The following is a 21865-nucleotide window of genomic DNA, read 5'->3' on the forward strand; positions in this document are numbered from 1 at the left end:
CCCGTGGTGCGTGGGGCTGGTGTTACTGGTAGTTTGCTGTGCCGTCGAGCCGACCGAGCTCGCGGATGTCAGGAGCGTTCATGGACGACGACTCGGCCGCACCGACCGACGGCACGCCGCTGCGCGGCCGTTCCGACCCGGCGGACGAGTCGCCGGGGCCCAAGCGGGCGGGCACCTTCGTCTATCCCCTGCCGGGAACCCTGACCGGTAACGGCGCGTCCGCCCCGCACTCGGTGGGAAGCCACGCGGCGGACCACGACGTCGCCGACGAGGCCGGTGGCAACGGCACCGATCCGCTCTCGCTGCCGAGCTTCGACGAGATCGTCGCCGGCACGAACGGCGTCGCCGCGGACAGCACGCCGACCGCCGCGTCGCGCCGCAACTCGATGGGAGTGGCATCCGTGCGGATCGCGGCGCGACTGGCGCACACCGAACTCGCCGCCCGCGCGCAGCGGCCCCCCGCCTCCGACCCGACGATCGGCACCGACGAACTGCTCACCCTGCTCGGCGAGTACCTCGTCGCGGGCGGGTTCGAGAACCCGGAGATCCGCGCCGTGCTGGGCGGCCAGGAGATCGTCGTCGACCTGCTCGCGCCGCAGCGCAGCGCACGCTGACGCCCGCATCCGCGCCCCCGCCGGTCGGCAACGCACGAAACAAACTGCACTGCTGAGGATTTCGTGCGCGGATGCGTCGTCTCGTCGTGCCCCACTCCCCGCGCGGGACTGCGGCCGGCCGAGCGTCTACTCCCGGAACAGCCCCGCGACGACGGCCGGGTCCACCTCGCCGATCCCCCGCGGCGACCACGACGGGTTGCGGTCCTTGTCGACGAGCACCGCGCGCACCCCCTCGGCGAAGTCGGGCTCGGCGGTGATCCGCACCGCGACCTCGAGTTCCCGCGCGAAGCACTCGCCCAGGGTGCTCTCGGCGCCGCGACGCAGCAGCTCCGCGGTGGCCCAGAGGCTCGTCGGGGACGCCGCGCACAGCGCCGCGCGGGTGGTGACGGCCCACTGCTCGTCGAGGTCGTGGTCGCCGGAGAGCCGTTCGACGGCGTCGGCGACGGTGCCGTCGCCGAACACCGCGTCGATGTCGGCGTAGCGGTCGGCGATCGCCGATGCGGGGGCCGCCTCGGCGAACTCGTCGAGCGCCAGCTGCCAGTGTCCCTCGCGGATCCGGTCGGCGAGGGCTTCGATCCGGTGACTGGGAACGAAGTGGGTGGCCAGGCCGACGGCGATGGCGTCGCCCGCGTCGGCGCGGGCGCCGGTCAGCGCCAGATACAGGCCGACCGCGTCGCAGCGGGCGGTGGTGCCGCGCAGCCGCGGCAGGAAGTGGCTGGCGCCGACGTCGGGGATGAAGCCGATCGCCGTCTCCGGCATCGCCAGCATCGCCTTCTCCGTCACGACGCGCACCGCGCCGTGTACCGAGATGCCCAGCCCGCCGCCCATCGTGACGCCGTCGAGGAGCGCGAGATACGGCTTGGGGTAGGTGGCGACCAGTTCGTCGAGCCGGTACTCGTTCGCGAAGTAGTCCCGCACCGTGGCGGTGTCGCCGGCCACGGCGGCGTCCCGGACCGGCTTGATGTCGCCGCCCGCGCAGAACGCCCGGTCGGATGCGCTGGTGACCAGCACCGCGGTGATCTCGGGGTCGTCGCGCCATGCCAGCAGGGCCTCGTACATGTCGCGGATCATCGACGAGTCGAGGGCGTTGAGCGCCACCGGCCGGTCGAGCACCACCTCGCCGATGCCGTTGGCGACGCGGGTGCGGATGAAGGTGTCGGTCACGGGGCGGAGCCTACCGGGCCGCTCCCCCGACGGCCGATCGTGTGAGCCCGGCGGCGCGCGTGTCGAACTCGGCGCACCGCGGCCTACTGTCCGGTACCGGCGGTGCCGTCCTGCCGGCGACCGGTCGGGGGGCCGATGAGCAGCCAGCGGTGCCCGAACGGATCGAGCAGCGTGGCGTTGCGGTGACCGTGGCTCTCGGCGATCCAGCGCTCGACGGTGCCGCCGGCGTCGTGGGCCTTCGCGAGAACGGCGTCGGTGTCGGCGACCGGCAGCATCAGGCTCACCGACGTCGCGCCGGCCTCGGGCGCGGCCAGGCCCATCTCGGGGAACTCCTCCGCGAGGTAGACCATTCCGGTCGGAAAGACCAGCTCGGCGTGCCCGATCCGGCCGTCCTCCAGCACCACGGGGTCCGCGGCCAGTGTCGCGCCGAACACCTGCCGGTACCAGTCGATGGCGCTGCGGGCGCGCGCCACGATGAGGTACGGGAGCGCACCGGCCCGGGGGAAGACTTCGGTGTCGGTCGCGGTCATCGGGCGGGGTCCCCTCCTCTCGGGTGGTTCAGGATGCGCGGGGCGGCTGCTGCAGCAGCGACCACCGGTTCGACGTGAGCCGGAAGCTGGGCATGTCGGACACGGATGTGACTGTCTCCCAGTTTCTTTCGTATCCGGTATGGGAGATGCGCCAGCGCCCGTCGGAGCAGCGCACGTAGCGGTCGTGGTAGTAGGCGGACCCGCGCATCACCAGCCCGTCCTCGGGCACCACCACCGTGTCGGCCAGGAACCAGATGCCCGTGGCCGTGTCGCCCTCGACGTCGATCTCGGGATGGCCACAGTGATGTTCGGTGATGACGTGGGATCCGAGGGTGTTCTCGAGGAAGTTCAGGAACGCGTCGCGCGACTCGAAACTCAGGTGCTCGCCGTAGACGGCGGTGGCCTCGGGAACCATGGTGTCGGCCAGTTCGATCCACGACTTCGTGTCGAGCGCCCGCGCGTAGCGGTACTTCAGCCGCTCGATCTCACCTATCGCCTGCAGATCCATTCTCGCGCCTCCCACCACAGGTAAGACCTGTCAGCCAGGCTAGCCGGGATCACCCTCGGAGGGTATCGATTTCGGCGGCTCGCCGGGCAATTCGATTGCAGTTAGGTCACGGCACCTGGATCGTGTTCCCGTTCCGCGACCAGCGCCCGGATCGCGGCGTCGACGAGCGTGCGGGCATAGGCGTCGTCGTCCGCCGCCGATCCCGGGTCGGCGAGGGAGAACAGCACGTGACTGAGCGCCGCGCCGGTGACCATCTCGAGCAGCAGGGTCACCGAGACCGCCGGGGGCAGCTCGCCCCGCTCGACCGCCCGCAGCACGATGGTGCGGGCCGCGACGAGGCGGCTCCGGTTGAGCGTGGTGGTCAGGTTGGCCAGCAGGTCCGGGTGCACACGGGCGTCGAGCGCGACGCGCAGGCTCACCAGGCCGGGCGTGGTGCGGTAGCCGCGCAGCAGCTGGGTGACGAGCTCGACCAGGTCCGAGCGCAACGATCCGGTGTCGATCGGCACCGGCAGCGGGCTGCGCGCCTCGAGGGCCTGCACGAGCAACTCGTCCTTGGTGGCCCAGCGCCGGTACAGCGCCGCCCGGCCCACCCGGGCGCGCCTGCCGACCGCGTCGATGGTGAAGCCGCGCCAGCTGGTCTCGGAGTAGACCTCGATCACCGCGTCGTAGACGCGGTCCTCGAGGTCGGCGTCGCGGGGTCGGCCCCGGCGACGGACGGTCGGCTCGGTCACGGTCTGCAGTGTGCCAGACACCCCACCCCATTTACAGACTGAATCAGTCCGTATTAGTGTGCGGGTGACCGATCCCAGGACAACTCCCCCGAGGACCGCCATGACCGACCCTGCCCGGGTACCCGTCGTCGTCGGCGTCGGCGACCTGCGCTCCGGACGCGCCGGCGCCCCCGCCGACCCCCGCGAACCGCTCGACCTGATCCACGAGGCCGCCGTGGCCGCCCTCGCCGACTCCGGTGCCGACGGACTCGCCCAGCGCATCGACTCCGTGTACGCCGTCAAGACCGCGAGCTGGGCGTACGACGACCTGCCCGCCCTGCTCGCCGCGCGTCTCGGCGCCGCAGCGGTCCGCACCCACACCAGCCCCATCGGCGGGCACTGGCCGGCCGCCCTGCTCGACCGGATCGCCCACGAGATCGCCACCGGCGCCGCGGGTGTCGCGCTGCTCGTCGGCGGCGAGTCCCAGGCCTCGGTCACCGCCGCGACGAAGACCGGCACCGACCCGGCCACGCTCGGCTGGACCACCGACCCCGGCGGGCCGCCGGCGTTCGACCCCGACGACCTCGGCAGCCCCGCCATGCAGCGCGCCGGGATGATCGCACCCACGCGCGTCTACCCGCTGTTCGAGACCCGGCTCAGCCACGAACTCGGTCACTCCCGCGACGAGTCGCTGGCCTGGTCCGCCCAGCTGTACGCCGCGTTCTCGGAGATCGCCGGCCGCAACCCCGCCGCCTGGAACCCGGACCTGCGCACCGACGAGGACATCACCGCCGTCGGCCCCCGCAACCGGATGGTCACCGCCCCGTACCCGCTGCTGCTCAACGCGATGCCGTTCGTCGACCAGGCGGCCGCCGTCGTCGTCACCTCCCTCGCGACCGCCCGCGAGCTCGGCGTCGCCGAGGACCGGATCGTGTACGTGTGGGGCGGTGCGGGCGCGACCGAGCCGGCCGACATCCTCGCCCGCGCCGACTTCGGCCGGTCCGCGGCGCTGGCCGACGCCCTCGCCCGCACCCTCGAACGCACCGATCTCCGGCCGGCCGACCTCGATATCGTGGACGCCTACAGCTGCTTCCCCGTGGTGCCGAAGTTGCTCATCGAGCACCTCGGCCTGCCCCGCGAGACCGTCCCGAGCGTCACCGGCGGCCACTCGTTCTTCGGCGGACCGCTCAACAGCTACACGCTGCACTCGTTCGTCGCCGTCACGCGCCGGCTGCGCACCGACGCCGAGATCGCCCTCGTCCACGGCAACGGCGGCTACCTGACCTACCAGCACACCGTCGTGCTCGCCGCCGCCCCGCACACCCGCGGGTACGTCGGCGACCCCGAGCCCCGCGTGCTGACCGCCACCGCACCCGAGTTCGCCGCCGACTACACCGGAGAGGTCGAGATCCACACGGCCACCGCAGAATACGGTCGCGACGGCCACCCGGCGATCGGGTTCCTGGTGGGCACCACCCCCGACGGCCGCCGGGTCTCCGGCTACACCGATGCGGCGGGCGCGGCGGTGCTCGCCGGCGGTCCCGACCTCGCCGGCCGCACCGTCCACGTCGTCGACCGCGGTGGCGCCCTCACCGTCACCCTGACCGACCCCATCCCCGAGGAGACCCTCGCATGACCGAGCCCGTCGTCCTGGTCGAGCAGCGCGGCCACACGTTGCTCGTCACCATCAACCGGCCCAAGGCCGCCAACAGCATCGACGCCGACGTGCACACCGGCCTCGGCGAGGCGTGGGAACGCGCCGACAAGGATCCGGACGTGCGCGTCGTCGTCCTCACCGGCGCCGGAGACAGCGTGTTCTGCGGCGGCGCCGATCTCAAGGCGCTCGGCACCGCCGGCCCGGGTGGGGTGACCCCGCCCGAGACCGCGCACTGGGGCTTCGCCGGCGTGGTCAGGCACCACATCACCAAGCCGATCGTCGCGGCGGTCAACGGCACCGCCCTCGGCGGCGGTACCGAGCTCGCCCTCGCGAGCGACCTCGTCGTCGCCGCCGACACCGCCGAATTCGGGCTGCCCGAGGTCCACCGCGGCCTCATCGCCGGCGCCGGCGGCGTGTTCCGGATCGTCGAAGCCCTCCCGCGGGCCGTCGCGATGGAGCTCGTGCTCACCGGCAAGCCGATGGCCGCGGCCGACGCGCTGCGCTGGGGTCTGGTCAACCGCGTCGTTCCGCGGACCGACCTCCTCACCACCGCGCTCGAACTCGCCGACCTCGTCGCCGCCGGCGCACCCCTGGCCGTGCAGGCGAGCAAGACGATCGCGCGCGGGATCGTCGACGGCATCGTCCCGTCCGAGGAACAGGCGTGGGCCGCGACCGACGCCGCCCTGGCCCGACTGACCACCAGCGCCGACACCCTCGAGGGCGTCATGGCCTTCATGGAGAAGCGCACACCCGTCTGGAGCGGACGATGACCACGACGTTGAACAGGGAAACCTGGGACACCCCCGAGCGGGCCGCGCTGCGCCGGCTCGCCGCCGACTTCACCCGCAGGGAGATCCTCCCGCACCTCGACACCTGGGAGCGCGAGGGCGCCGTCCCGCCCGAGCTGCACCGCACGGCGGCCGACGCCGGGCTGCTCGGCGCCTCGGTCGCCGAGGAGCACGGCGGTTCCGGCGGCAACCCGCTCGACATGCTCGCGATCCTCGAGGAGATCATCCTCGCGGGCGGCTCGTCCGGCCTGATCTCCGCGTTGTTCAGCCACGGCATCGCCACCCCGCACATCGTCGCGTCCGGGAACCGGGACCTGATCGAGCGGTTCGCCCGGCCCGCCCTCGAGGGCCGGATGATCGGCTCGCTGGGTATCACCGAGCCGGGCGGGGGTTCCGACGTCGCGGGCATCCGGACCACCGCCCGTCGCGACGGCGACGAGTACGTGATCAACGGCGCCAAGCTGTACATCACCTCCGGCACGCGTGCCGATTTCGTCACCACCGCCGTCCGCACGGGTGCGGCGGGAGCCGGGGGCATCTCGCTGATCGTCGTGCCCACCGGCACACCGGGATTCACGGTCTCGCGCAAGCTCGACAAGATGGGCTGGCTGTGCTCGGACACCGCCGAGCTGTTCTACGACGACGTGCGGGTGCCCGTCGCGAACCTGATCGGCGAGGAGAACAGCGGGTTCGCACAGATCGCGCAGCAGTTCCAGGGCGAGCGGCTCTCGCTCGCGTTCCAGGCCGTCGCCACCGCGCGGCGTTGCTACGACCTGGCGGTGGAGTGGGTCCGTTCGCGCGAGACGTTCGGCCGGCCCCTGTCGAGCCGTCAGGTGGTGCGCCACCGGCTCGCGGAGACGGCAACCGAGATCGCTGCGGCCCACACCTTCTGCCGCTCCGTCGCCGAACGCTGGGTGAACGGCGAGGCGATGCTGCTCGAGACGTCGATGGCGAAGAACTTCGCCGTCCGGGTGTGCGACCACGCGGTGATGGAGTCGGTGCAGCTCTTCGGCGGCCTCGGCTGCATGCGCGAGAGCGAGGTCGAACGCCACTTCCGCGATGCCCGCGTTCTCGGCATCGGCGGCGGCACCACCGAGATCATGAACGAGATCATCAGCAAGCTGCTGGGATTGTAGGCGGCTCGGGGCGGGTCGCCCGCGCGCTCACCAGCGCAGGCGGCCCGCGGCGATGTCGTCGGTGAGCGCGCGCACGTAGCCGAGCTCGGCTGCCAGCACGGCCCGCCGGTACTCGTCCTCGACGACGAACAACCGCGGCAGGAACGCGGCCGCGTCCGCCAGGCCGGCGGCCAGCGCCTCCAGGTTCCGCTCGAGCGCCGCGACGCGCGCCCGCAATGCTGCGGCCGCCTCGTCGGGGGTGAGACTGGGCAGAAATGCCAGAGCGGCCGGGAATTCCGGGAATTCGCGTGCCGGTTCGGCGAGCATCGTCGTCAGCCATTGCCGCAGGATCATGCGCCCCGGCTCGGTGAGCCGGTAGGTGGTGCGCTCGGGGCGGTTCTCGGCCCGCTCGGTGGCCTGCACTTCGATCAGGCCGTCGCGCAGCAGCCTGTCCAGTGTCTGATAGACGCTGTTGCGCTGCGCGACGTTGACGACGTCGTCCTTGTGCCGCTCCTTGATCAGCTGCTGGATCCGGTAGGCGTGCATGGGTTCCTCGGAGAGCATCGACAACAACGCCATGGCGAGGACCGATCTGCGCGGTGTGGCCATCGGTGGAGCATATCCACCCATCCGTCATGGTCATTTTATGTATAGTGTAAGTATGACTAATACCGTAGCGATCATCGGAGCGGGCATCGCCGGACCGGTCACGGCAATGGCGCTTCAGCAGGCGGGACTCCACCCCGTCGTCTACGAAGGGCACGACCGGATGGCGGACGGCGTGGGCGCGTTCCTCACCGTCGCCACCAACGGCCTCGAGGCGCTGCACCTGCTCGACCTCGACCTTGCCGGCTTCGGCATGGAGACCCGCCGGATGCGCATCTGCAGTGGCACCGGGAAACTGCTGGCCGAGTTCGACAACGGCGGCGTGACCTCGTTCGGCGCGGCAAGCCGCACCCTCCGGCGCGCCGACCTCTATCGAGTGCTCCGCGACGAGGCTCTGCGTCGTGGCGTGCGAATCGAATACGGCAAACGCCTGGCCGACGCCCGCCCCTGCGGCGACGGTGTGCGGGCCGACTTCACCGACGGCACGTCGGCCGAAGCGCACCTGCTGATCGGGGCGGACGGGCTGCACTCCCGCACGCGCGCGGTCCTCGACCCCCACGCCCCCGAGCCCCGCTACCTCGGCCTCCTCAACACCGGCGGGTTCGCGAAGGGCCTGCGGCTCGACGTGGAGCCGGGCACGGCGCACTTCGTCTTCGGCGCGCGGTGCTTCTTCGGGTACCTCGCCCACCCCGACGGTGACGTGTGGTGGTTCGCCAACCCGGGCCGGCGCACCGAACCGGCCCCCGGGGACCTCGCCGCGCTCACCCCGGATCGGTGGCGCGACGAACTGCGCACCCTCTTCGCCGCCGACGCCGGTCCTGCGCTGCGGATCGTCGATGCCACCGAGGAGATCGTCCGCGGATGGAGCACCTACGACCTGCCCACCGTCCCCACCTGGCGCACCGACCGTATGGTGCTCGTCGGCGACGCGGCGCACGCCGCCTCGCCGTCGTCGGGACAGGGTGCATCCATGGCCGTCGAGGACGCCCTCGTGCTCGCCCGGTGCCTGCGCGACATCCCCGGCACCGCCGACGCGCTCGCGGCCTACGAGCGCCTGCGCCGCGGCCGGGTCGAGCGAATCGTGGAGCAGGGCAGGCGCAACGGCAGCTACAAGTCCGTGGGCCCGGTCCGCCGGATGCTGCGCGACGCGGCCCTGCCGGTGATCCTGCGCGCTGCGTCCCGTCGGGACAACCAGCGCTGGATCTACGACTATCGCGTCCCGGAGACAGTCCGGTAACCGATCCCTATTCCAGTTCTCCCGCCAGCTCCATCCACTGCTCCTCGGCGGCCTCCTTCTCCGCGACCACGCTGCGCAGCTCGGCGTCGAGCTTCTGCAGGCGATCGGGGTCGGTGGCCGCGTCGGCGAGGTCGTGGTGCAGCTTCTCCTCGCGCTCGGTCAGCTTCGCCACGCTCCGCTCGAGCCGTGCCAGTTCCTTGCGGGCGGCGCGCTCGGCCGCACCGTCGCGCTTCGGTTGCGCCGCAATCTGGTCCGGAGTCGACGCCTTTGCCACGGTGGAGGCCGACGACGGGATGTCCCCGTCGCCCAGCGCCGCGCGCCGGCGCAGGTACTCGTCGATCCCGCCCGGGAGGTTGGTGAGCCTGCCGTCGCCGAACAGCGCCCACGTCGAGTCGCAGATCCGCTCGATCAGGTAGCGGTCGTGGGAGATGACCACCATGGTGCCCGCCCAGCCGTCCAGCAGGTCCTCGAGCTGCTGCAGGGTGTCGATGTCCAGGTCGTTGGTGGGCTCGTCGAGCAGCAGCACGTTCGGCTCGGCCATGAGCACCCGGGTCAGCTGCAGCCGTCGGCGCTCGCCGCCGGAGAGGTCGCCGACGGGGGTGCGCTGCCGCGCCGGGGTGAAGCCGAGCCGTTCGGCGAGCTGGCCGGCCGAGATCTCCTTGTCCCCCAGGGTGATCCGCTCAGCCACGTCCTTGACCGCGTCGAGCACCCGCAGGTCGGTGGGCAGGTCGTCGAGTTCCTGTCGCAGCCAACCGATCTCGACGGTCTTGCCCTGGATGCGACGACCCGACGCCGGTTCGAGTTCCCCGGCGAGGGTGCGCAGCAGCGTCGTCTTCCCCGATCCGTTGACCCCGACCAGGCCGATCCGCTCGCCCGGGCCGAGCCGCCACGTGAGGTCGTGCACCAGTTCCCGGCCGTCGGGGGTGGTCAGCGTCGCGTCCTCGAGTTCGATGACGACCCGGCCGAGGCGCCGTTTGGCGAACGACGCCAGCGCCACCGTGTCCCGCGGCGGCGGCACGTTCGCGATCAGCGACTCCGCCGCCTCGATGCGGTAGCGCGGCTTCGAGGTGCGCGCCGGAGCCCCGCGCCGCAGCCACGCCAGTTCCTTGCGCGCGAGGTTGCGGCGCCGTTCCTCCATCGCATCGGCCTGCCGGGCCCGCTCGGCGCGGGCGAAGATCCAGTCGTTGTAGCCGCCCTCGTAGCTCTCCACCTGCCCGTTCACGACCTCCCACGTGCGGGTCGCGACGGTGTCGAGGAACCACCGGTCGTGGGTGACGACGACGAGGGCGCTGCGCCGGGCGAGCAGGTGCTCGGCGAGCCACTGCACGCCCTCGACGTCGAGGTGGTTGGTGGGTTCGTCCAGCACGAGCAGGTCGAGGTCCTGCACGAGCGCGGCCGCGAGCGCGACGCGCCGTCGCTCGCCGCCGGAGAGACCGTCGACGAGCGCGTCGAGGCCGAGCCGGTCGACGCCGATGCCCGCGAGGACGGAACGGATCCGGGCGTCGCCGGCCCACTCGTGCTCGGCGACACCCAACGGCCCGAGCACGACCTGCCCGACCGTGGACCCGGGCGGCAGAACACCGCGCTGGGTGACGACCGCCATGCGCAGCCCGCCCACCCGGCTGACCCGGCCCGAGTCGGGCTCCTCGAGGCCGGTGAGGACCTCGAGCAGGGTGGTCTTGCCGCCGCCGTTGAGGCCGACGACGCCGATGCGTTCACCTTCCTGCACGCCGAGGGACACCGAGTCCAGCAGCGGCTTGATGCCGAAGGACTTCGAGACCTGTTCGAGGTTGATCAGATTCGCCACGCGGAGCAATGCCTTCCGAGAGATCAGTGGTGGGAGTTGTCGACGACGCGCGCGCCCGGGACCGGCCCGGAGGCCACGCGCACCGTCCGGCACACGCCGGCTCCGGCCAGCTCGGCGCTCACCGTCACCGCCGCGGCGGCGTCGGCGCACAGGAACGCGCATGTGGGTCCGGACCCGGAGACGATGCCCGCCAGGGCCCCGGCCTCCACGCCCGCGCGCAGGGTGCGCCGCAGCGCGGGCTCGAGCGACAGGGCAGCGGCCTGCAGGTCGTTGCCCAGCAGCGGCGCCAGCGCGTGTGGATCGCCGGCGGCAAGCGCCTGCAGCAGACTGTCGAGTCCGCCGACCCGGGGCGGGGAGCCCTCGGCCCGGAGCCGGTCCAGCTCGCGGAACACCACCGGGGTGGACAGGCCGCCCTTGGCGAGGGCCAGCACCCAGTGGAACGTGCCGCGGGAGAGCACGGGCACCAGGCGCTCGCCGCGCCCGGTGCCGATGGCGGTACCGCCGTGCAGGCAGAACGGGACGTCGCTGCCCAGTTCGGCGGCGAACTCGTCGAGGTCGTCGCGGGTGAGACCGAGCCCCCACAGGGCGTCGAGGGCGACGAGCGTGGCGGCGGCATCGGTGCTGCCGCCGGCCATGCCACCCGCGACGGGAATGCCCTTGTCGATCGTGATGGCGACCTCGGGTGCGCGTCCGGCGCGCTCGGCGAGCAGGGCCGCCGCCCGCCACGCAAGGTTGCCGGCGTCGGTGGGGACGGCCGCGGCGTCGGCACCGCGTACCCGCAGGCTCAGCGTGTCGGCGCGGGCGACGGACACCTCGTCGCTCAGCGACAGCGCGTGGAAGACCGTGCGCAGCTCGTGGTATCCGTCGTCGCGCAGGTCACCGACGGCGAGGTGCAGATTCACCTTGGACGGCGCCCGCACGGTGACGGGGCTCGGAACGACGGACAGCACGGATATACAGCTTACGCACCCGCGCGGAACCGATTGCGGACGACGGCTGTCCTCGTTCACTGGCATGCTCGGGCCATGCGCGAAACGTCCGCTCGCCTGCTGCGCCTGCTGTCGCTGCTCCAGACCCGGCGGGACTGGTCCGGCACCGAGCTCGCCGAGCGCCTGCAGATCACCACCCGCACGGTGCGCCGCGACGTCGACAGGCTTCGCGACCTCGGCTACCCGGTGGACGCGACCGTCGGGGTCGGCGGCGGGTACCGCCTCGGCGCGGGTGCGGAGATGCCGCCGCTGCTGCTCGACGACGAGGAGGTCGTCGCGGTGGCGGTCGCGCTGCAGTCCGGCGCGACCGGCTCGGTGACGGGCATCGGGGAGGCCTCGGGCCGCGCCCTGGCCAAGCTGCGGCAGGTGATGCCGTCGCGGTTGCGGCACCGGCTCGAGGCGCTGCGGGTGGACGTGGTCGAGCAGGCTCCGGCCGCGTCCGCGGTCGACGCGGGCCTGCTGTCCGCCGTCGCCTCGGTGTGCCACGCACACGAGCGGCTGCGCTTCGACTACCGCACGCACGACGGCGGATTCTCGCGGCGGGAGGTGGAGCCGTACCGGCTGGTGCGCTCCGGGGCACGGTGGTATCTGGTGGCGTGGGATCTGCACCGGCAGGACTGGCGGTCGTTCCGCGTCGACCGGATGGAACCGAAGATCCCCACCGGTCCGCGGTTCACCACACGCGGGCTGCCGCCCGGCGGGGCCGCGGAGTTCGTGGCCCGGGGCATCGCGCGCGGGTCGGTCCGGGTCCGGGCCCGGGTGCTGCTGCACGCGCCGTTCGAGTCGATCGCGCCCATGGTCGACGAGCAGTGGGGCACCCTCGAACCGGTCGACGACGACCATTGCGCGGTGGCGCTCGGCGGCACGTCGCTCGGGTCGATCGCGGGCTGGCTCGCGGCGTTCGACGTCGACTTCACCGTGCTGGATCCGCCGGAACTGCGGGACGCGTGCCTGCACGCGGGACGGCGCCACGAGCTGCTGGCCCGGCGATACGAACGCGCCGGCTCCGTCGCTGTGAGCGACTGAGCCGGCGCGTGCGGTGACCGGATGTCACACGTATTCGATCGAACCGAACTCGTGTGACATCCGGCCGGTGAGGCGGGTGTGTCAGCCGATGACGGTGACGCCGGTGGCCTGCGGGCCCTTCTGACCCTGGCCGACCTCGAAGCTCACGCGCTGGTTCTCCTCGAGGGTGCGGAAGCCGCCGCCCTGGATCTCGGAGAAGTGCACGAAGACGTCCGCGGAGCCGTCGGCGGGGGCAATGAAGCCGAAGCCCTTTTCGCCGTTGAACCACTTCACGGTACCTTCAACCATGTTCATTCCTAAGAAGATTCGGGAAGCACCAGGCTTCCCCACTCGTCGAGCGACACATCGCCGCTCGGGTCTGTCACTCGACGGTAGAAAACGATTCCGTGTGGGCTATCGCATCCGCTCGCGACCAGAAATGCGCGAGGGGTGAACCACGAACACTACCTAACGACCGAGTGCAAGTAGATCACATCGGCGCCCGCACCGCCAGCGATATCGCCGGAACTGCCACGAAACAGCGTTGTGCCGAAACGTTTTCGCAGGATACGACGCCGACGCCCGGACACGACGACGCCGGCCCACCGACACGAAGAGGGGCCGGTCCCTGCGGACCGGCCCCTCTTCACTGCTCGGATGCACCTTTCACGGCGGCACTTCCACGACGACCTCACGAGGCCGTCGGAGAAGGCACCTGCCCGGGGAACGCGCAGCGAGCGTTCGACCTACGTCAGCCGATGACGGTGACGCCGGTGGCCTGCGGGCCCTTCTGACCCTGGCCGACCTCGAAGCTCACGCGCTGGTTCTCCTCGAGGGTGCGGAAGCCGCGACCCTGGATCTCGGAGAAGTGCACGAAGACGTCCGCGGAGCCGTCGGCGGGGGCAATGAAGCCGAAGCCCTTTTCGCCGTTGAACCACTTCACGGTACCTTCAACCATTTTCAACCTCATACATCTCGGAAAGCCGTGCGGCCTTCATCTTTCGTCGAACGACACGACGTCGTCCGGGCCTGTCACTCGACGGCTGAGAAGGATTCCGTGGGAATTTCGCATCCGCTCGCAACTAGAAATGTGCGAGGGGTAAACCACGAACACACTACCTAACGACCGTGTACCAGTAGAGCACAGATCCGCCCGCCTGCCAAGCGCTGCGACGGAACCGACCTGCCCGGCGCCGTCACTGCGTACCGGCCCTTCCCGGCGCCGTCACTGCGTACCGGCCCTGCCCGGCGCCGTCACTGCGCGGCGGCGATCCGCACGAAGGCAGCGGCGTCCAGCTTCTCCCCCCGCGTCGACGGATCGATCCCGGCGGCGAGCAGGCGTCGCTCGGCCTCCGCGGCCGAACCGGCCCAGCCGCTCAGCGCTGCCCGCAGCGTCTTGCGGCGCTGCGCGAATGCGGCATCGACGACGGCGAATACCCTGCGGCGGTGCCCCTCGTCCGTGGGCCACGGCGGCTCGGCGTAGCGGTCGATGCGCACCAGCCCGGATTCCACCTGGGGCACCGGCCAGAAGACGGCCCGGCCCACCGACCCGGCGCGACGGACGTGGCCGAAGAAGCCGGCCTTGACACTGGGCACGCCGTACACGCGGCTCCCGGGTTCGGCGGCGAGCCGATCGGCCACCTCGGCCTGCACCATCACCAGAGCCGTGCGCAGCGAGTCGAATTCGGCGAACAGGTGCAGCAGCACGGGCACCGCGACGTTGTAGGGCAGGTTCGCGACGAGCGCCGTCGGAGTGGCCGGCAGGTCGGCCGGATACACCCGCATGGCGTCCTTCAGGACGACGTCGAGCCGCCCGGCGAGGTCGGGCGCGCGGTCGGCGACCGTCGCGGGCAGGCGCTCGGCGAGCCTGGGATCGATCTCCACGGCGACGACGCGGTCGACGACGTCGAGCAGGGCGAGCGTCAGCGAGCCGAGGCCCGGGCCCACCTCGAGCACCACGTCGTCGCGGCCCACGCCGGCGACCGAGACGATGCGGCGCACCGTGTTGGCGTCGTGCACGAAGTTCTGGCCGAGTTGTTTGGTCGGCCGGACCCCGAACTCCTCCGCGAGGGCGCGCACCTCGGCGGGACCGAGCAGGGCGGCACGACCGCGAGCGGTCACGTCGGAACCGTCGCGGGCGGTCACGTCGGAACCGTCGCGGGCGGTCACGTCGGAACCGTCGCGGGGGGTCGAGCCGGGGTCGCCGGGTGAGTGGTCTGGCACGTGCCGAACCTAACGCACGCCGATGCGGGACGAGCAGGACGGCCACGCTCCCCAGCCCTGGGCGCGCTGCATCCGGCTCGCGACGGCGATCTGTTCTTCCCGGGTGGCGAGGTCGGCACGGGGCGCATACTTCAGGCCGCCCTGGCGCTCCCAGGTGCTCTGGTCGAACTGCAGGCCGCCGTAGTAGCCGTTGCCGGTGTTGACGGCCCAGTCGCCGGTGGCTTCGCACTGCGCGAGGGCGTCCCAGGCGTCGCCGTTCTCGACGGGCGGCACCTCGGTTCCCGGCTTGGCGCCCACGCGCACGATGCGCGGCTGCGCCGGGGTGGTGACGACGGCGTCGATCTGTTCGCGGGTGGTCTCGACGCCGTCGACGGTGGTGACGGCGAAGGTGACGTCGTGCACGCCGGGCACGCCGGGGTTCTCGACGACCGTCCGGCTCATGTTCATGGTGGGATCCTCGATGCGCTGCTCCGGAGGCGCGAGCGGCTGAGTCTCGGTGACCCGGACCGTGCGCTGGCGGGTGACGCGGATCTCGAGGCCGTCGGTCAGCGCCGCATCGACCGCCGGCACCACCGAATCGGCCTGCTCGAGCGCCACCCCGTGCGCGGCCAGGAACTCCCCGACCGTCGGCGCCGCCATCCGCACCTGAACCGCCGGCGCACCGCCGTCGAGCAACCGCACCGTCTTCGGGCTCACCACGTCGAGCTCGGCACCCTCGAGCGGCAACCGGTGCGACCGCGACGCCGAGGTGTACACATCCGCCGCCAGCTCGAACTGCGCCAGCGCCTCGTCCACCGTCGTCGCCGTCGTCCACACCGTGCGCTCGGCACCGTCGACGCTCAGCTGCACCTCACGCGCCCGCCGCAGCACCACCGTGTCCCCGTCCGACACCTCGGCATCGACGGCCGGGGCCACCACGTCGCGCTCGCCGACGGGGTAGCCGGCGTGGGCGAGGACGGCTCGGACGTCGGTGCCCATGGTGCCCAGGGTGAGCCGGTCCCCGTCGACGTCGATCGTCACGGTCTTGTGCCGGGCGAGCGCCGTCGCGGCGCCGGCCACCAGGGTGGCCAGGAGCGCCGCGACGACGGCGTACAACAGCACGGAGCGCGAGTTGTTGATCTTCGTCAGTGGGGACACAAGCCGTACTTCTTACCGCAGGCCCATCTTGCTGGTGCACGCCGGCCAGGCTCCCCAGCCCTGCGCGGCCTGGACCTTCTCGGCGACGGCGATCTGCTGCTCGCGGCTGGCCAGGTCGGCGCGCGGCGCGTACTGGGTGCCGCCGAACGCGGCCCAGGTCTGCTGGGTGAACTGCAGACCGCCGTAGAAGCCGTTGCCGGTGTTGATGGCCCAGTTACCGGTGGCCTCGCACTGCGCGAGGGCGTCCCAGGTGGAGGAGCGTCCGGAGGCGGGCACGGCCGGCTTCGGCTTGGTGCCGACGCGGACGATCGCAGGAGCCGGCTCCCGGACGGTGGTCGAGGCCTTCTCGGTGCGGCCGACCTCGACGCCGTCGATCGTGTGCACGTCGAGGGTCACGGTGCGCTCACCGGGAGCGCCCGGGTTGTCGAGCGCGGTCTCACCCTCGGTCATGTTCGGGTCGTCGACGCGCTGCTCGGGCGCGGGGACCGGCTGGTTCTCGATGCGGGTTTCGATGCGGTCGCGGGTGATGCGGATCTCGAGGCCGTCGGTCAGCGCCGCATCGACCGCCGGCACCACCGAATCGGCCTGCTCGAGCGCCACCCCGTGCGCGGCCAGGAACTCCCCGACCGTCGGCGCCGCCATCCGCACCTGAACCGCCGGCGCACCGCCGTCGAGCAACCGCACCGTCTTCGGGCTCACCACGTCGAGCTCGGCACCCTCGAGCGGCAACCGGTGCGACCGCGACGCCGAGGTGTACACATCCGCCGCCAGCTCGAACTGCGCCAGCGCCTCGTCCACCGTCGTCGCCGTCGTCCACACCGTGCGCTCGGCACCGTCGACGCTCAGCTGCACCTCACGCGCCCGTCGCAGCACCACCGTGTCCCCGTCCGACACCTCGGCATCGACGGCCGGGGCCACCACGTCGTGCTCGCCGACGGGGTAGCCGGCGCCGGCGAGAACGTCGCCGACCTCGGAGCTCATGGTGCTGAGCGCGATCCGCTCACCGTCCACGTCGAGGGTGAGTTCCTTGTGCTGAATCAGGGCGGCGACGCCGCCGGCCGCAAGGGTGAGGAAGAGTGCGGCGACGACCACGTACAGCGTGGGCGATTTCGCTCGGTTGATCTTGGTGAAAGGTGACACGGCTATTCCTGCACTGTCGACAACTTCGATCACGGCACGGTAACGAATCGGCATTGATACGGCAACTGCACCATTTCTACCTGCAGTTTCTCGGTAACGAGACAGGTGACGATTCGTAATTTTCGATCAATAGCCGGGCCGCGACCGAAGGTGCGGGCTAGCGTCGATTCGACGCTCGGGAAAACGTGCCGCACGACGCGCGAATTACAGAGGTGGGATTACTTTGGGTGACCGAATTCACCGTCCTCCGGCGCGGCGGAGTGCGGCGCTGCTGACTCTGCTCGGCATGCTCGGCGCGCTGCTGCTCGCTGCCACCCCGGCGGCCCTGGCGCAGTCCCCCGCCGCCGGCCGCACCTACGTCATCGCCACCGACGTGACCTTTGCACCCTTCGAATTCCAGAACGAGCAGGGCGACTTCGTCGGCATCGACATGGACCTGATCCGGGAGATCGCGGAGGACCAGGGCTTCACCGTGGAGGTTCGTCCGCTGGGCTTCGATGCCGCCCTGCAGGCGGTGCAGGCGGACCAGGCCGACGGCGTGATCGCGGGCATGTCGATCACGGAGGAGCGCAAGCAGGTCTTCGACTTCTCGGATCCCTACTTCGAGTCCGGCGTGCAGATGGCGGTACTCGCCGGCAACGACGAGGTCGCGTCGTACGCCGATCTGGCAGGCAAGCGCGTCGCGGTCAAGAACGGCACCGAGGGCGCCGCGTTCGCCGAGTCCATCAAGGGCGAGTACGGGTTCACCACGGTCTACTTCGCCGACTCGGCGAGCATGTACGACGAGGTCCGCACCGGGAACTCGGTCGCGGTCTTCGACGACTACCCGGTGCTGGCGTACGGCATCGCCCAGGGCAACGGGCTGAAGACGGTCACGGAGAAGGAGGCCGGTGCGAACTACGGGTTCGCGGTGAACAAGGGCCGCAATCCCGAGCTGCTCACCGCGTTCAACGCGGGCCTGCAGAATCTGCGGGACAACGGCCGCTACGACGAGATCGTGGAGAGTTACCTCGGCGAGGGCGCCGTGCAGGCCGACAACTCCATCCCCGGCCTGCTCCGCAGCACCTGGCAACTGCTGCTCGAGGGGCTGTGGCTGACCCTCGTGCTGTCGGTCGTCTCGATCGCGATCGCGCTGGTGCTCGGTGCGCTGTTCGGCCTCATGCGGGTCTCACGCAACATCGTCCTGCGCGGGATCGGCACCGCCTACGTCGACGTCTTCCGCGGCACCCCGCTGCTGGTGCAGGCCTTCTTCATCTACTTCGGCATCCCGGCCGCGGCCGGATTCCAGATGTCGGCGTTCACCGCGGGCATCATCACGCTCTCGCTCAACGCGGGCGCGTACATGGCCGAGATCGTGCGTGGCGGCATCCTGTCCGTCGACAAGGGGCAGATGGAGGCCGCCCGCAGCCTCGGCATCGGCTACCTGCCCGCGATGCGCAAGGTGGTCATGCCCCAGGCGGTGCGCACCATGATCCCGTCGTACATCAATCAGTTCGTGATCACGCTGAAGGACACCTCGATCCTGTCGGTGATCGGCATCGCCGAGCTCACCCAGACCGGGCGGATCATCATCGCCCGCAACTTCCAGTCGTTCCAGATGTGGCTGATCATCGGGGTGATCTACTTCGTCGTCATCATGGCGCTGACCAAATTGTCGGACCGACTCGAGAAGAGGATCAACCGTTGACCGAGGCAGCCGCGGCCCAGCCGCTCGAGGACGGTCGCGAGGTGAAGATCCGCGTGCGCGGCCTGAAGAAGTCGTTCGGCGAGAACGAGGTGCTCAAGGGCATCGATGTGGACATCCTCGCCGGCGAGGTGGTGTGCGTGATCGGCCCCTCCGGTTCGGGCAAGTCGACGTTCCTGCGATGCCTGAACCGGCTCGAGGACATCAGCGCCGGTTCGGTGGTGGTGCACGGGTTCGACCTCGCCGACCGGAAGATCGACATCGACCGGGTGCGCCGCCACATCGGGATGGTGTTCCAGCACTTCAATCTCTTCCCGCACATGACGGCCCTCGAGAACATCGTGCTCGCGCCGGTGCTGACGAAGCGGGCGACCAAGGAGGAGGCACGGACGCGGGGGCTCGCCCTGCTCGACCGGGTGGGGCTGAGCGAGAAGGCCGACGCGAAGCCGGCCAACCTGTCCGGCGGGCAGAAGCAGCGCGTCGCGATCGCCCGGGCGCTGGCCATGAATCCGGACATCATGCTGTTCGACGAGGCGACCAGCGCCCTCGACCCGGAGATGGTGGGCGAGGTGCTGCAGGTGCTGCGCGACCTGGCGGCCGAGGGCATGACCATGGTCGTGGTCACGCACGAGATGGGCTTCGCCCGGGAGGTCGCCGACCGGGTGCTGTTCATGGCCGACGGGTACGTCCTCGAGGAGGGCACGCCGAAGGAACTGTTCGGGAGCCCCCGCCAGGAACGGACCCGCGACTTCCTCGCGAAGGTGCTCTGAGGCCGGCGCCCGGTTCCCGGGCGCCGGTCCTCACCCACGGCTACGCGGTCTGCAGGAACCGCACCCGGCGGGCGAGCAGGGCGTCGACGCTGTAGGCGCCGGCGCCGACGACGGCGAGCACCAGCGCACCCGCGCCGAGGGCCCCGACGAGTTCCCATCCGCCGTCGGTGACGTAGATGCCGTTGCCGATGTGGACGACGAAGAACGCGCCGAGCATGTTGATCAGCAGCAGGACGCCGAAGATCGGCACGAGCAGGCCGATGATGAGAGCGATGCCACCGAGCGTTTCCACCCAGGTGGCGTAGAAGGCGGACAGCGCGGGCACGGGCACGTCCATGCCCTCGAATCCGGCCTTGGTGGCGGAGTATCCCTGGTTGATCTTCTGCAGGCCGTGGGCCAGGAAGACGATGCCGATGACCACTCGGGCGACGAGCAGCCCGACGTTGCGCAGGACGGGGTTGTTCATGGAGATGACCTTTCGGTGCGGGCGGTGGGGGGCTCGTCCTTCGATCGAAGCCGCGTCCACGGTAGCTGCGCAAGGTTGAAGGTTCAACCTTGGGGTGCCCGAGCGCCCCGGCTGCCGGAAGGTCGGGGGCCGAAAAGTAGTTGATTAATCAACAATGTGGAGTATGCTCCTCGTCGAAGGGGCAATCACCGGCCGAAGGAGCACTATCGTGGCAATCAGCGTGGAAGAGGAGCGCAGCCGCCGATCCGCGACGCTGCGGGAGGAACTGCGCAGCCGTTACCTCCGGCCGGTCGACGAGCGACCCGCGTCGTCGGCCCGCGGGCTGCACCACACCGCGCTCGTCAGCAGCGACGTCGAACGCACCGTGCGCTTCTACCAGGACGTGCTCGAATTCCCTCTCACCGAACTGATCGAGAACCGTGACTACCCCGGTTCCTCGCACTTCTTCTTCGACATCGGCAACGGAAACCTGCTGGCGTTCTTCGACTTCCCCGGACTCGACGTCGGGCCCTACCGGGAGGTCCTCGGCGGCCTGCACCACATCGCGATCAGCGTCGAGCCCGGCAGGTGGGAACGCCTGCGCACCAAGCTGACCGACGCCGGCGTCGAGCTCGTCGAGCACAGCGAGGTATCGCTGTACTTCCGCGACCCCGACGGCGCCCGCATCGAACTCATCGCCGACCCCCTCGGCGAGATGTACGGAAACAAGGTCCTCTAGATGAGCAACGTCGACGCCGAGCCCACCGAGATCCGCTGCGAAACCGAGCCCGCCCCCACCCGTGTGCAGATCATCACCTCCCGCGAGGTGCCGCTCGGCGGCCCGCGCGCGATGCCGGTCCGCCGCACCCTGCCGCAGCGCGCCCGGTCCCTCATCGGGGCCTGGTGCTTCGCCGACCACTACGGGCCCGACGACGTCGCCGCCACCGGCGGAATGGACGTCGCGCCGCACCCGCACACCGGCCTGCAGACGGTGAGCTGGCTGTTCGCCGGCGAGATCGAGCACCGCGACAGCCTCGGCAAGCACGCGTTCGTCCGCCCCGGCGAACTGAACCTCATGACCGGCGGCCACGGCATCGCCCACTCGGAGGTCTCCACGCCGGCCACGACGGTCCTGCACGGCGTCCAATTGTGGGTGGCCCTGCCCGACGCGCACCGCGGCGCACCCCGCGACTTCCAGCACTATGCCCCCGAACCCGTCCGGATCGAGGGCGCGACCGTGAGCGTGTTCCTCGGCTCCCTCGCCGGGTCCGCGTCGCCCGTGCACACCTTCACCCCGCTGCTCGGCGCCGAGATCACCCTCGACCCGGGCGCGACCGTCGAACTGGCCGTCGATCCCGAGTTCGAGCACGGTCTGCTCGTCGACACCGGCAGCGTCCGCCTCGCCGGCACCGTCCTCGCCCGCTCCGCGCTCGGCTACGTCGGCACCGGAATCCCCACGCTCCCCCTGACCAATCTCACCGACGAACCCGCGCGGGCCGTCCTGCTCGGCGGTACGCCGTTCGGCGAGGAGATCGTCATGTGGTGGAACTTCGTGGGCCGTAGCCACGACGAGATCGTCGCGTTCCGGGACGAGTGGCAGCGCGAGGGGGAACGCTTCGGGCGGGTCGAGGGCTACACCGGGAAGGTGACGCGGCTACCCGCGCCGACGCTGCCGAACGCGCAGATCCGGCCGCGCCGCAACCCCCCGACCGCCCCCTGAGTGAGCACACACCGAG

General features: G+C 71.0%; 23 protein-coding genes. 10 read left to right on the forward strand and 13 right to left on the reverse strand.

Features of this window, described 5'->3' with window-relative positions; translation table 11 throughout:
• The first annotated feature begins 80 nt into the window (after window positions 1-80).
• Window positions 81-614 (forward strand): hypothetical protein, encoded by a 534-nt coding sequence (locus JYA75_RS24650; protein WP_065922878.1) that lies wholly within the window; start codon window positions 81-83, stop codon window positions 612-614.
• A 126-nt stretch (window positions 615-740) separates the two neighbouring features.
• Here JYA75_RS24650 and JYA75_RS24655 read toward each other — a convergent pair whose 3' ends face one another.
• From JYA75_RS24655 to JYA75_RS24670, 4 genes are all read right to left on the reverse strand, one after another.
• Window positions 741-1778: an enoyl-CoA hydratase/isomerase family protein gene (locus JYA75_RS24655; protein ID WP_029542103.1), complete on the reverse strand. Its 1038-nt coding sequence runs from the start codon at window positions 1776-1778 to the stop codon at window positions 741-743.
• Window positions 1779-1861: 83 nt separating this feature from the next.
• Complete coding sequence (locus JYA75_RS24660) at window positions 1862-2308, reverse strand: VOC family protein (protein ID WP_006938929.1); 447 nt, start codon at window positions 2306-2308, stop codon at window positions 1862-1864.
• A gap of 28 nt (window positions 2309-2336) precedes the next feature.
• Window positions 2337-2816 carry a nuclear transport factor 2 family protein gene (locus JYA75_RS24665; RefSeq protein WP_050034781.1) on the reverse strand — a complete coding sequence of 160 codons (480 nt, stop codon included), beginning with the start codon at window positions 2814-2816 and terminating at the stop codon, window positions 2337-2339.
• A gap of 101 nt (window positions 2817-2917) precedes the next feature.
• Window positions 2918-3547, reverse strand: coding sequence for a TetR/AcrR family transcriptional regulator (locus JYA75_RS24670; RefSeq protein ID WP_029542101.1), 630 nt, complete (start codon window positions 3545-3547; stop codon window positions 2918-2920).
• A 100-nt stretch (window positions 3548-3647) separates the two neighbouring features.
• On the opposite strand from JYA75_RS24670, the gene JYA75_RS24675 reads away from it, so the two are divergent.
• Genes JYA75_RS24675 through JYA75_RS24685 form a run of 3 tightly spaced genes read left to right on the forward strand, consistent with a single transcriptional unit; the run spans window position 3648 to window position 7107 of the window.
• Window positions 3648-5162 carry an acetyl-CoA acetyltransferase gene (locus JYA75_RS24675; RefSeq protein ID WP_203329481.1) on the forward strand — a complete coding sequence of 505 codons (1515 nt, stop codon included), beginning with the start codon at window positions 3648-3650 and terminating at the stop codon, window positions 5160-5162.
• Window positions 5159-5953 carry an enoyl-CoA hydratase-related protein gene (locus tag JYA75_RS24680; protein WP_050034779.1) on the forward strand — a complete coding sequence of 265 codons (795 nt, stop codon included), beginning with the start codon at window positions 5159-5161 and terminating at the stop codon, window positions 5951-5953. Before JYA75_RS24675 ends, JYA75_RS24680 begins: the two co-directional genes overlap by 4 nt.
• A complete protein-coding gene (locus tag JYA75_RS24685; RefSeq protein ID WP_203329482.1) occupies window positions 5950-7107 on the forward strand; it encodes an acyl-CoA dehydrogenase family protein in 1158 nt (385 codons plus the stop codon). Before JYA75_RS24680 ends, JYA75_RS24685 begins: the two co-directional genes overlap by 4 nt.
• Window positions 7108-7134: 27 nt before the next feature.
• On the opposite strand, the gene JYA75_RS24690 is transcribed toward JYA75_RS24685, so the two are convergent.
• Complete coding sequence (locus tag JYA75_RS24690) at window positions 7135-7695, reverse strand: PadR family transcriptional regulator (RefSeq protein ID WP_029542097.1); 561 nt, start codon at window positions 7693-7695, stop codon at window positions 7135-7137.
• Window positions 7696-7747: 52 nt separating this feature from the next.
• On the opposite strand from JYA75_RS24690, the gene JYA75_RS24695 reads away from it, so the two are divergent.
• Window positions 7748-8929 (forward strand): NAD(P)/FAD-dependent oxidoreductase, encoded by a 1182-nt coding sequence (locus JYA75_RS24695; RefSeq protein ID WP_239010492.1) that lies wholly within the window; start codon window positions 7748-7750, stop codon window positions 8927-8929.
• A gap of 7 nt (window positions 8930-8936) precedes the next feature.
• Here the strand turns inward: JYA75_RS24695 and JYA75_RS24700 are convergent, their stop codons facing one another.
• Window positions 8937-10736 (reverse strand): ABC-F family ATP-binding cassette domain-containing protein, encoded by a 1800-nt coding sequence (locus JYA75_RS24700; protein ID WP_043800361.1) that lies wholly within the window; start codon window positions 10734-10736, stop codon window positions 8937-8939.
• A 23-nt stretch (window positions 10737-10759) separates the two neighbouring features.
• A complete protein-coding gene (locus JYA75_RS24705; protein ID WP_006938943.1) occupies window positions 10760-11686 on the reverse strand; it encodes a 4-(cytidine 5'-diphospho)-2-C-methyl-D-erythritol kinase in 927 nt (308 codons plus the stop codon).
• A gap of 75 nt (window positions 11687-11761) precedes the next feature.
• Here JYA75_RS24705 and JYA75_RS24710 point away from each other — a divergent pair, with 75 nt between their 5' ends.
• Window positions 11762-12751, forward strand: a complete 990-nt coding sequence (locus JYA75_RS24710) for a YafY family protein (protein WP_065922882.1) — start codon at window positions 11762-11764, stop codon at window positions 12749-12751.
• 81 nt (window positions 12752-12832) lie between these two features.
• On the opposite strand, the gene JYA75_RS24715 is transcribed toward JYA75_RS24710, so the two are convergent.
• The 5 genes from JYA75_RS24715 to JYA75_RS24735 all read right to left on the reverse strand — a co-directional run bounded on the left by JYA75_RS24715 (window position 12833) and on the right by JYA75_RS24735 (window position 17230).
• Entirely contained in the window at window positions 12833-13039 is a 207-nt protein-coding gene (locus JYA75_RS24715; protein WP_003937833.1) for a cold-shock protein, read from the reverse strand.
• 442 nt (window positions 13040-13481) lie between these two features.
• Complete coding sequence (locus JYA75_RS24720) at window positions 13482-13688, reverse strand: cold-shock protein (protein ID WP_003937832.1); 207 nt, start codon at window positions 13686-13688, stop codon at window positions 13482-13484.
• Between the two features lie 296 nt (window positions 13689-13984).
• On the reverse strand, window positions 13985-14875 hold the full coding sequence (gene rsmA / locus JYA75_RS24725) for a 16S rRNA (adenine(1518)-N(6)/adenine(1519)-N(6))-dimethyltransferase RsmA (RefSeq protein ID WP_037201475.1): 891 nt from the start codon (window positions 14873-14875) through the stop codon (window positions 13985-13987).
• Between the two features lie 87 nt (window positions 14876-14962).
• Window positions 14963-16090: a resuscitation-promoting factor gene (locus tag JYA75_RS24730; protein WP_065922883.1), complete on the reverse strand. Its 1128-nt coding sequence runs from the start codon at window positions 16088-16090 to the stop codon at window positions 14963-14965.
• A 12-nt stretch (window positions 16091-16102) separates the two neighbouring features.
• Window positions 16103-17230 carry a resuscitation-promoting factor gene (locus JYA75_RS24735; protein ID WP_029542085.1) on the reverse strand — a complete coding sequence of 376 codons (1128 nt, stop codon included), beginning with the start codon at window positions 17228-17230 and terminating at the stop codon, window positions 16103-16105.
• A gap of 286 nt (window positions 17231-17516) precedes the next feature.
• On the opposite strand from JYA75_RS24735, the gene JYA75_RS24740 reads away from it, so the two are divergent.
• Both JYA75_RS24740 and JYA75_RS24745 read left to right on the forward strand, forming a co-directional pair.
• On the forward strand, window positions 17517-18917 hold the full coding sequence (locus tag JYA75_RS24740; protein WP_231386008.1) for an amino acid ABC transporter substrate-binding protein/permease: 1401 nt from the start codon (window positions 17517-17519) through the stop codon (window positions 18915-18917).
• A complete protein-coding gene (locus JYA75_RS24745) occupies window positions 18914-19684 on the forward strand; it encodes an amino acid ABC transporter ATP-binding protein (RefSeq protein WP_006944900.1) in 771 nt (256 codons plus the stop codon). Before JYA75_RS24740 ends, JYA75_RS24745 begins: the two co-directional genes overlap by 4 nt.
• A gap of 40 nt (window positions 19685-19724) precedes the next feature.
• On the opposite strand, the gene JYA75_RS24750 is transcribed toward JYA75_RS24745, so the two are convergent.
• Entirely contained in the window at window positions 19725-20150 is a 426-nt protein-coding gene (locus tag JYA75_RS24750) for a DoxX family protein (protein WP_006944906.1), read from the reverse strand.
• Window positions 20151-20358: 208 nt separating this feature from the next.
• Here JYA75_RS24750 and JYA75_RS24755 point away from each other — a divergent pair, with 208 nt between their 5' ends.
• Both JYA75_RS24755 and JYA75_RS24760 read left to right on the forward strand, forming a co-directional pair.
• Window positions 20359-20868, forward strand: coding sequence for a VOC family protein (locus tag JYA75_RS24755; protein WP_006944908.1), 510 nt, complete (start codon window positions 20359-20361; stop codon window positions 20866-20868).
• Window positions 20869-21849, forward strand: a complete 981-nt coding sequence (locus JYA75_RS24760) for a pirin family protein (RefSeq protein ID WP_203329483.1) — start codon at window positions 20869-20871, stop codon at window positions 21847-21849.
• The last annotated feature ends 16 nt before the right edge of the window (window positions 21850-21865 follow it).

This window comes from Rhodococcus sp. PSBB066, assembly GCF_017068255.1.
Classification (GTDB): Bacteria; Actinomycetota; Actinomycetes; order Mycobacteriales; family Mycobacteriaceae; genus Rhodococcus; species Rhodococcus aetherivorans.

Coding starts and splice junctions, on each gene's coding strand:
- JYA75_RS24650 (WP_065922878.1), top strand. CDS start 81: ATGGACGACGACTCGGCCGCACCGACCGACGGCACGCCGCTGCGCGGC.
- JYA75_RS24660 (WP_006938929.1), bottom strand. CDS start 2,308: ATGACCGCGACCGACACCGAAGTCTTCCCCCGGGCCGGTGCGCTCCCG.
- JYA75_RS24665 (WP_050034781.1), bottom strand. CDS start 2,816: ATGGATCTGCAGGCGATAGGTGAGATCGAGCGGCTGAAGTACCGCTAC.
- JYA75_RS24675 (WP_203329481.1), top strand. CDS start 3,648: ATGACCGACCCTGCCCGGGTACCCGTCGTCGTCGGCGTCGGCGACCTG.
- JYA75_RS24680 (WP_050034779.1), top strand. CDS start 5,159: ATGACCGAGCCCGTCGTCCTGGTCGAGCAGCGCGGCCACACGTTGCTC.
- JYA75_RS24685 (WP_203329482.1), top strand. CDS start 5,950: ATGACCACGACGTTGAACAGGGAAACCTGGGACACCCCCGAGCGGGCC.
- JYA75_RS24690 (WP_029542097.1), bottom strand. CDS start 7,695: ATGGCCACACCGCGCAGATCGGTCCTCGCCATGGCGTTGTTGTCGATG.
- JYA75_RS24695 (WP_239010492.1), top strand. CDS start 7,748: ATGACTAATACCGTAGCGATCATCGGAGCGGGCATCGCCGGACCGGTC.
- JYA75_RS24710 (WP_065922882.1), top strand. CDS start 11,762: ATGCGCGAAACGTCCGCTCGCCTGCTGCGCCTGCTGTCGCTGCTCCAG.
- JYA75_RS24715 (WP_003937833.1), bottom strand. CDS start 13,039: ATGGTTGAAGGTACCGTGAAGTGGTTCAACGGCGAAAAGGGCTTCGGC.
- JYA75_RS24720 (WP_003937832.1), bottom strand. CDS start 13,688: ATGGTTGAAGGTACCGTGAAGTGGTTCAACGGCGAAAAGGGCTTCGGC.
- JYA75_RS24740 (WP_231386008.1), top strand. CDS start 17,517: ATGCTCGGCGCGCTGCTGCTCGCTGCCACCCCGGCGGCCCTGGCGCAG.
- JYA75_RS24750 (WP_006944906.1), bottom strand. CDS start 20,150: ATGAACAACCCCGTCCTGCGCAACGTCGGGCTGCTCGTCGCCCGAGTG.
- JYA75_RS24760 (WP_203329483.1), top strand. CDS start 20,869: ATGAGCAACGTCGACGCCGAGCCCACCGAGATCCGCTGCGAAACCGAG.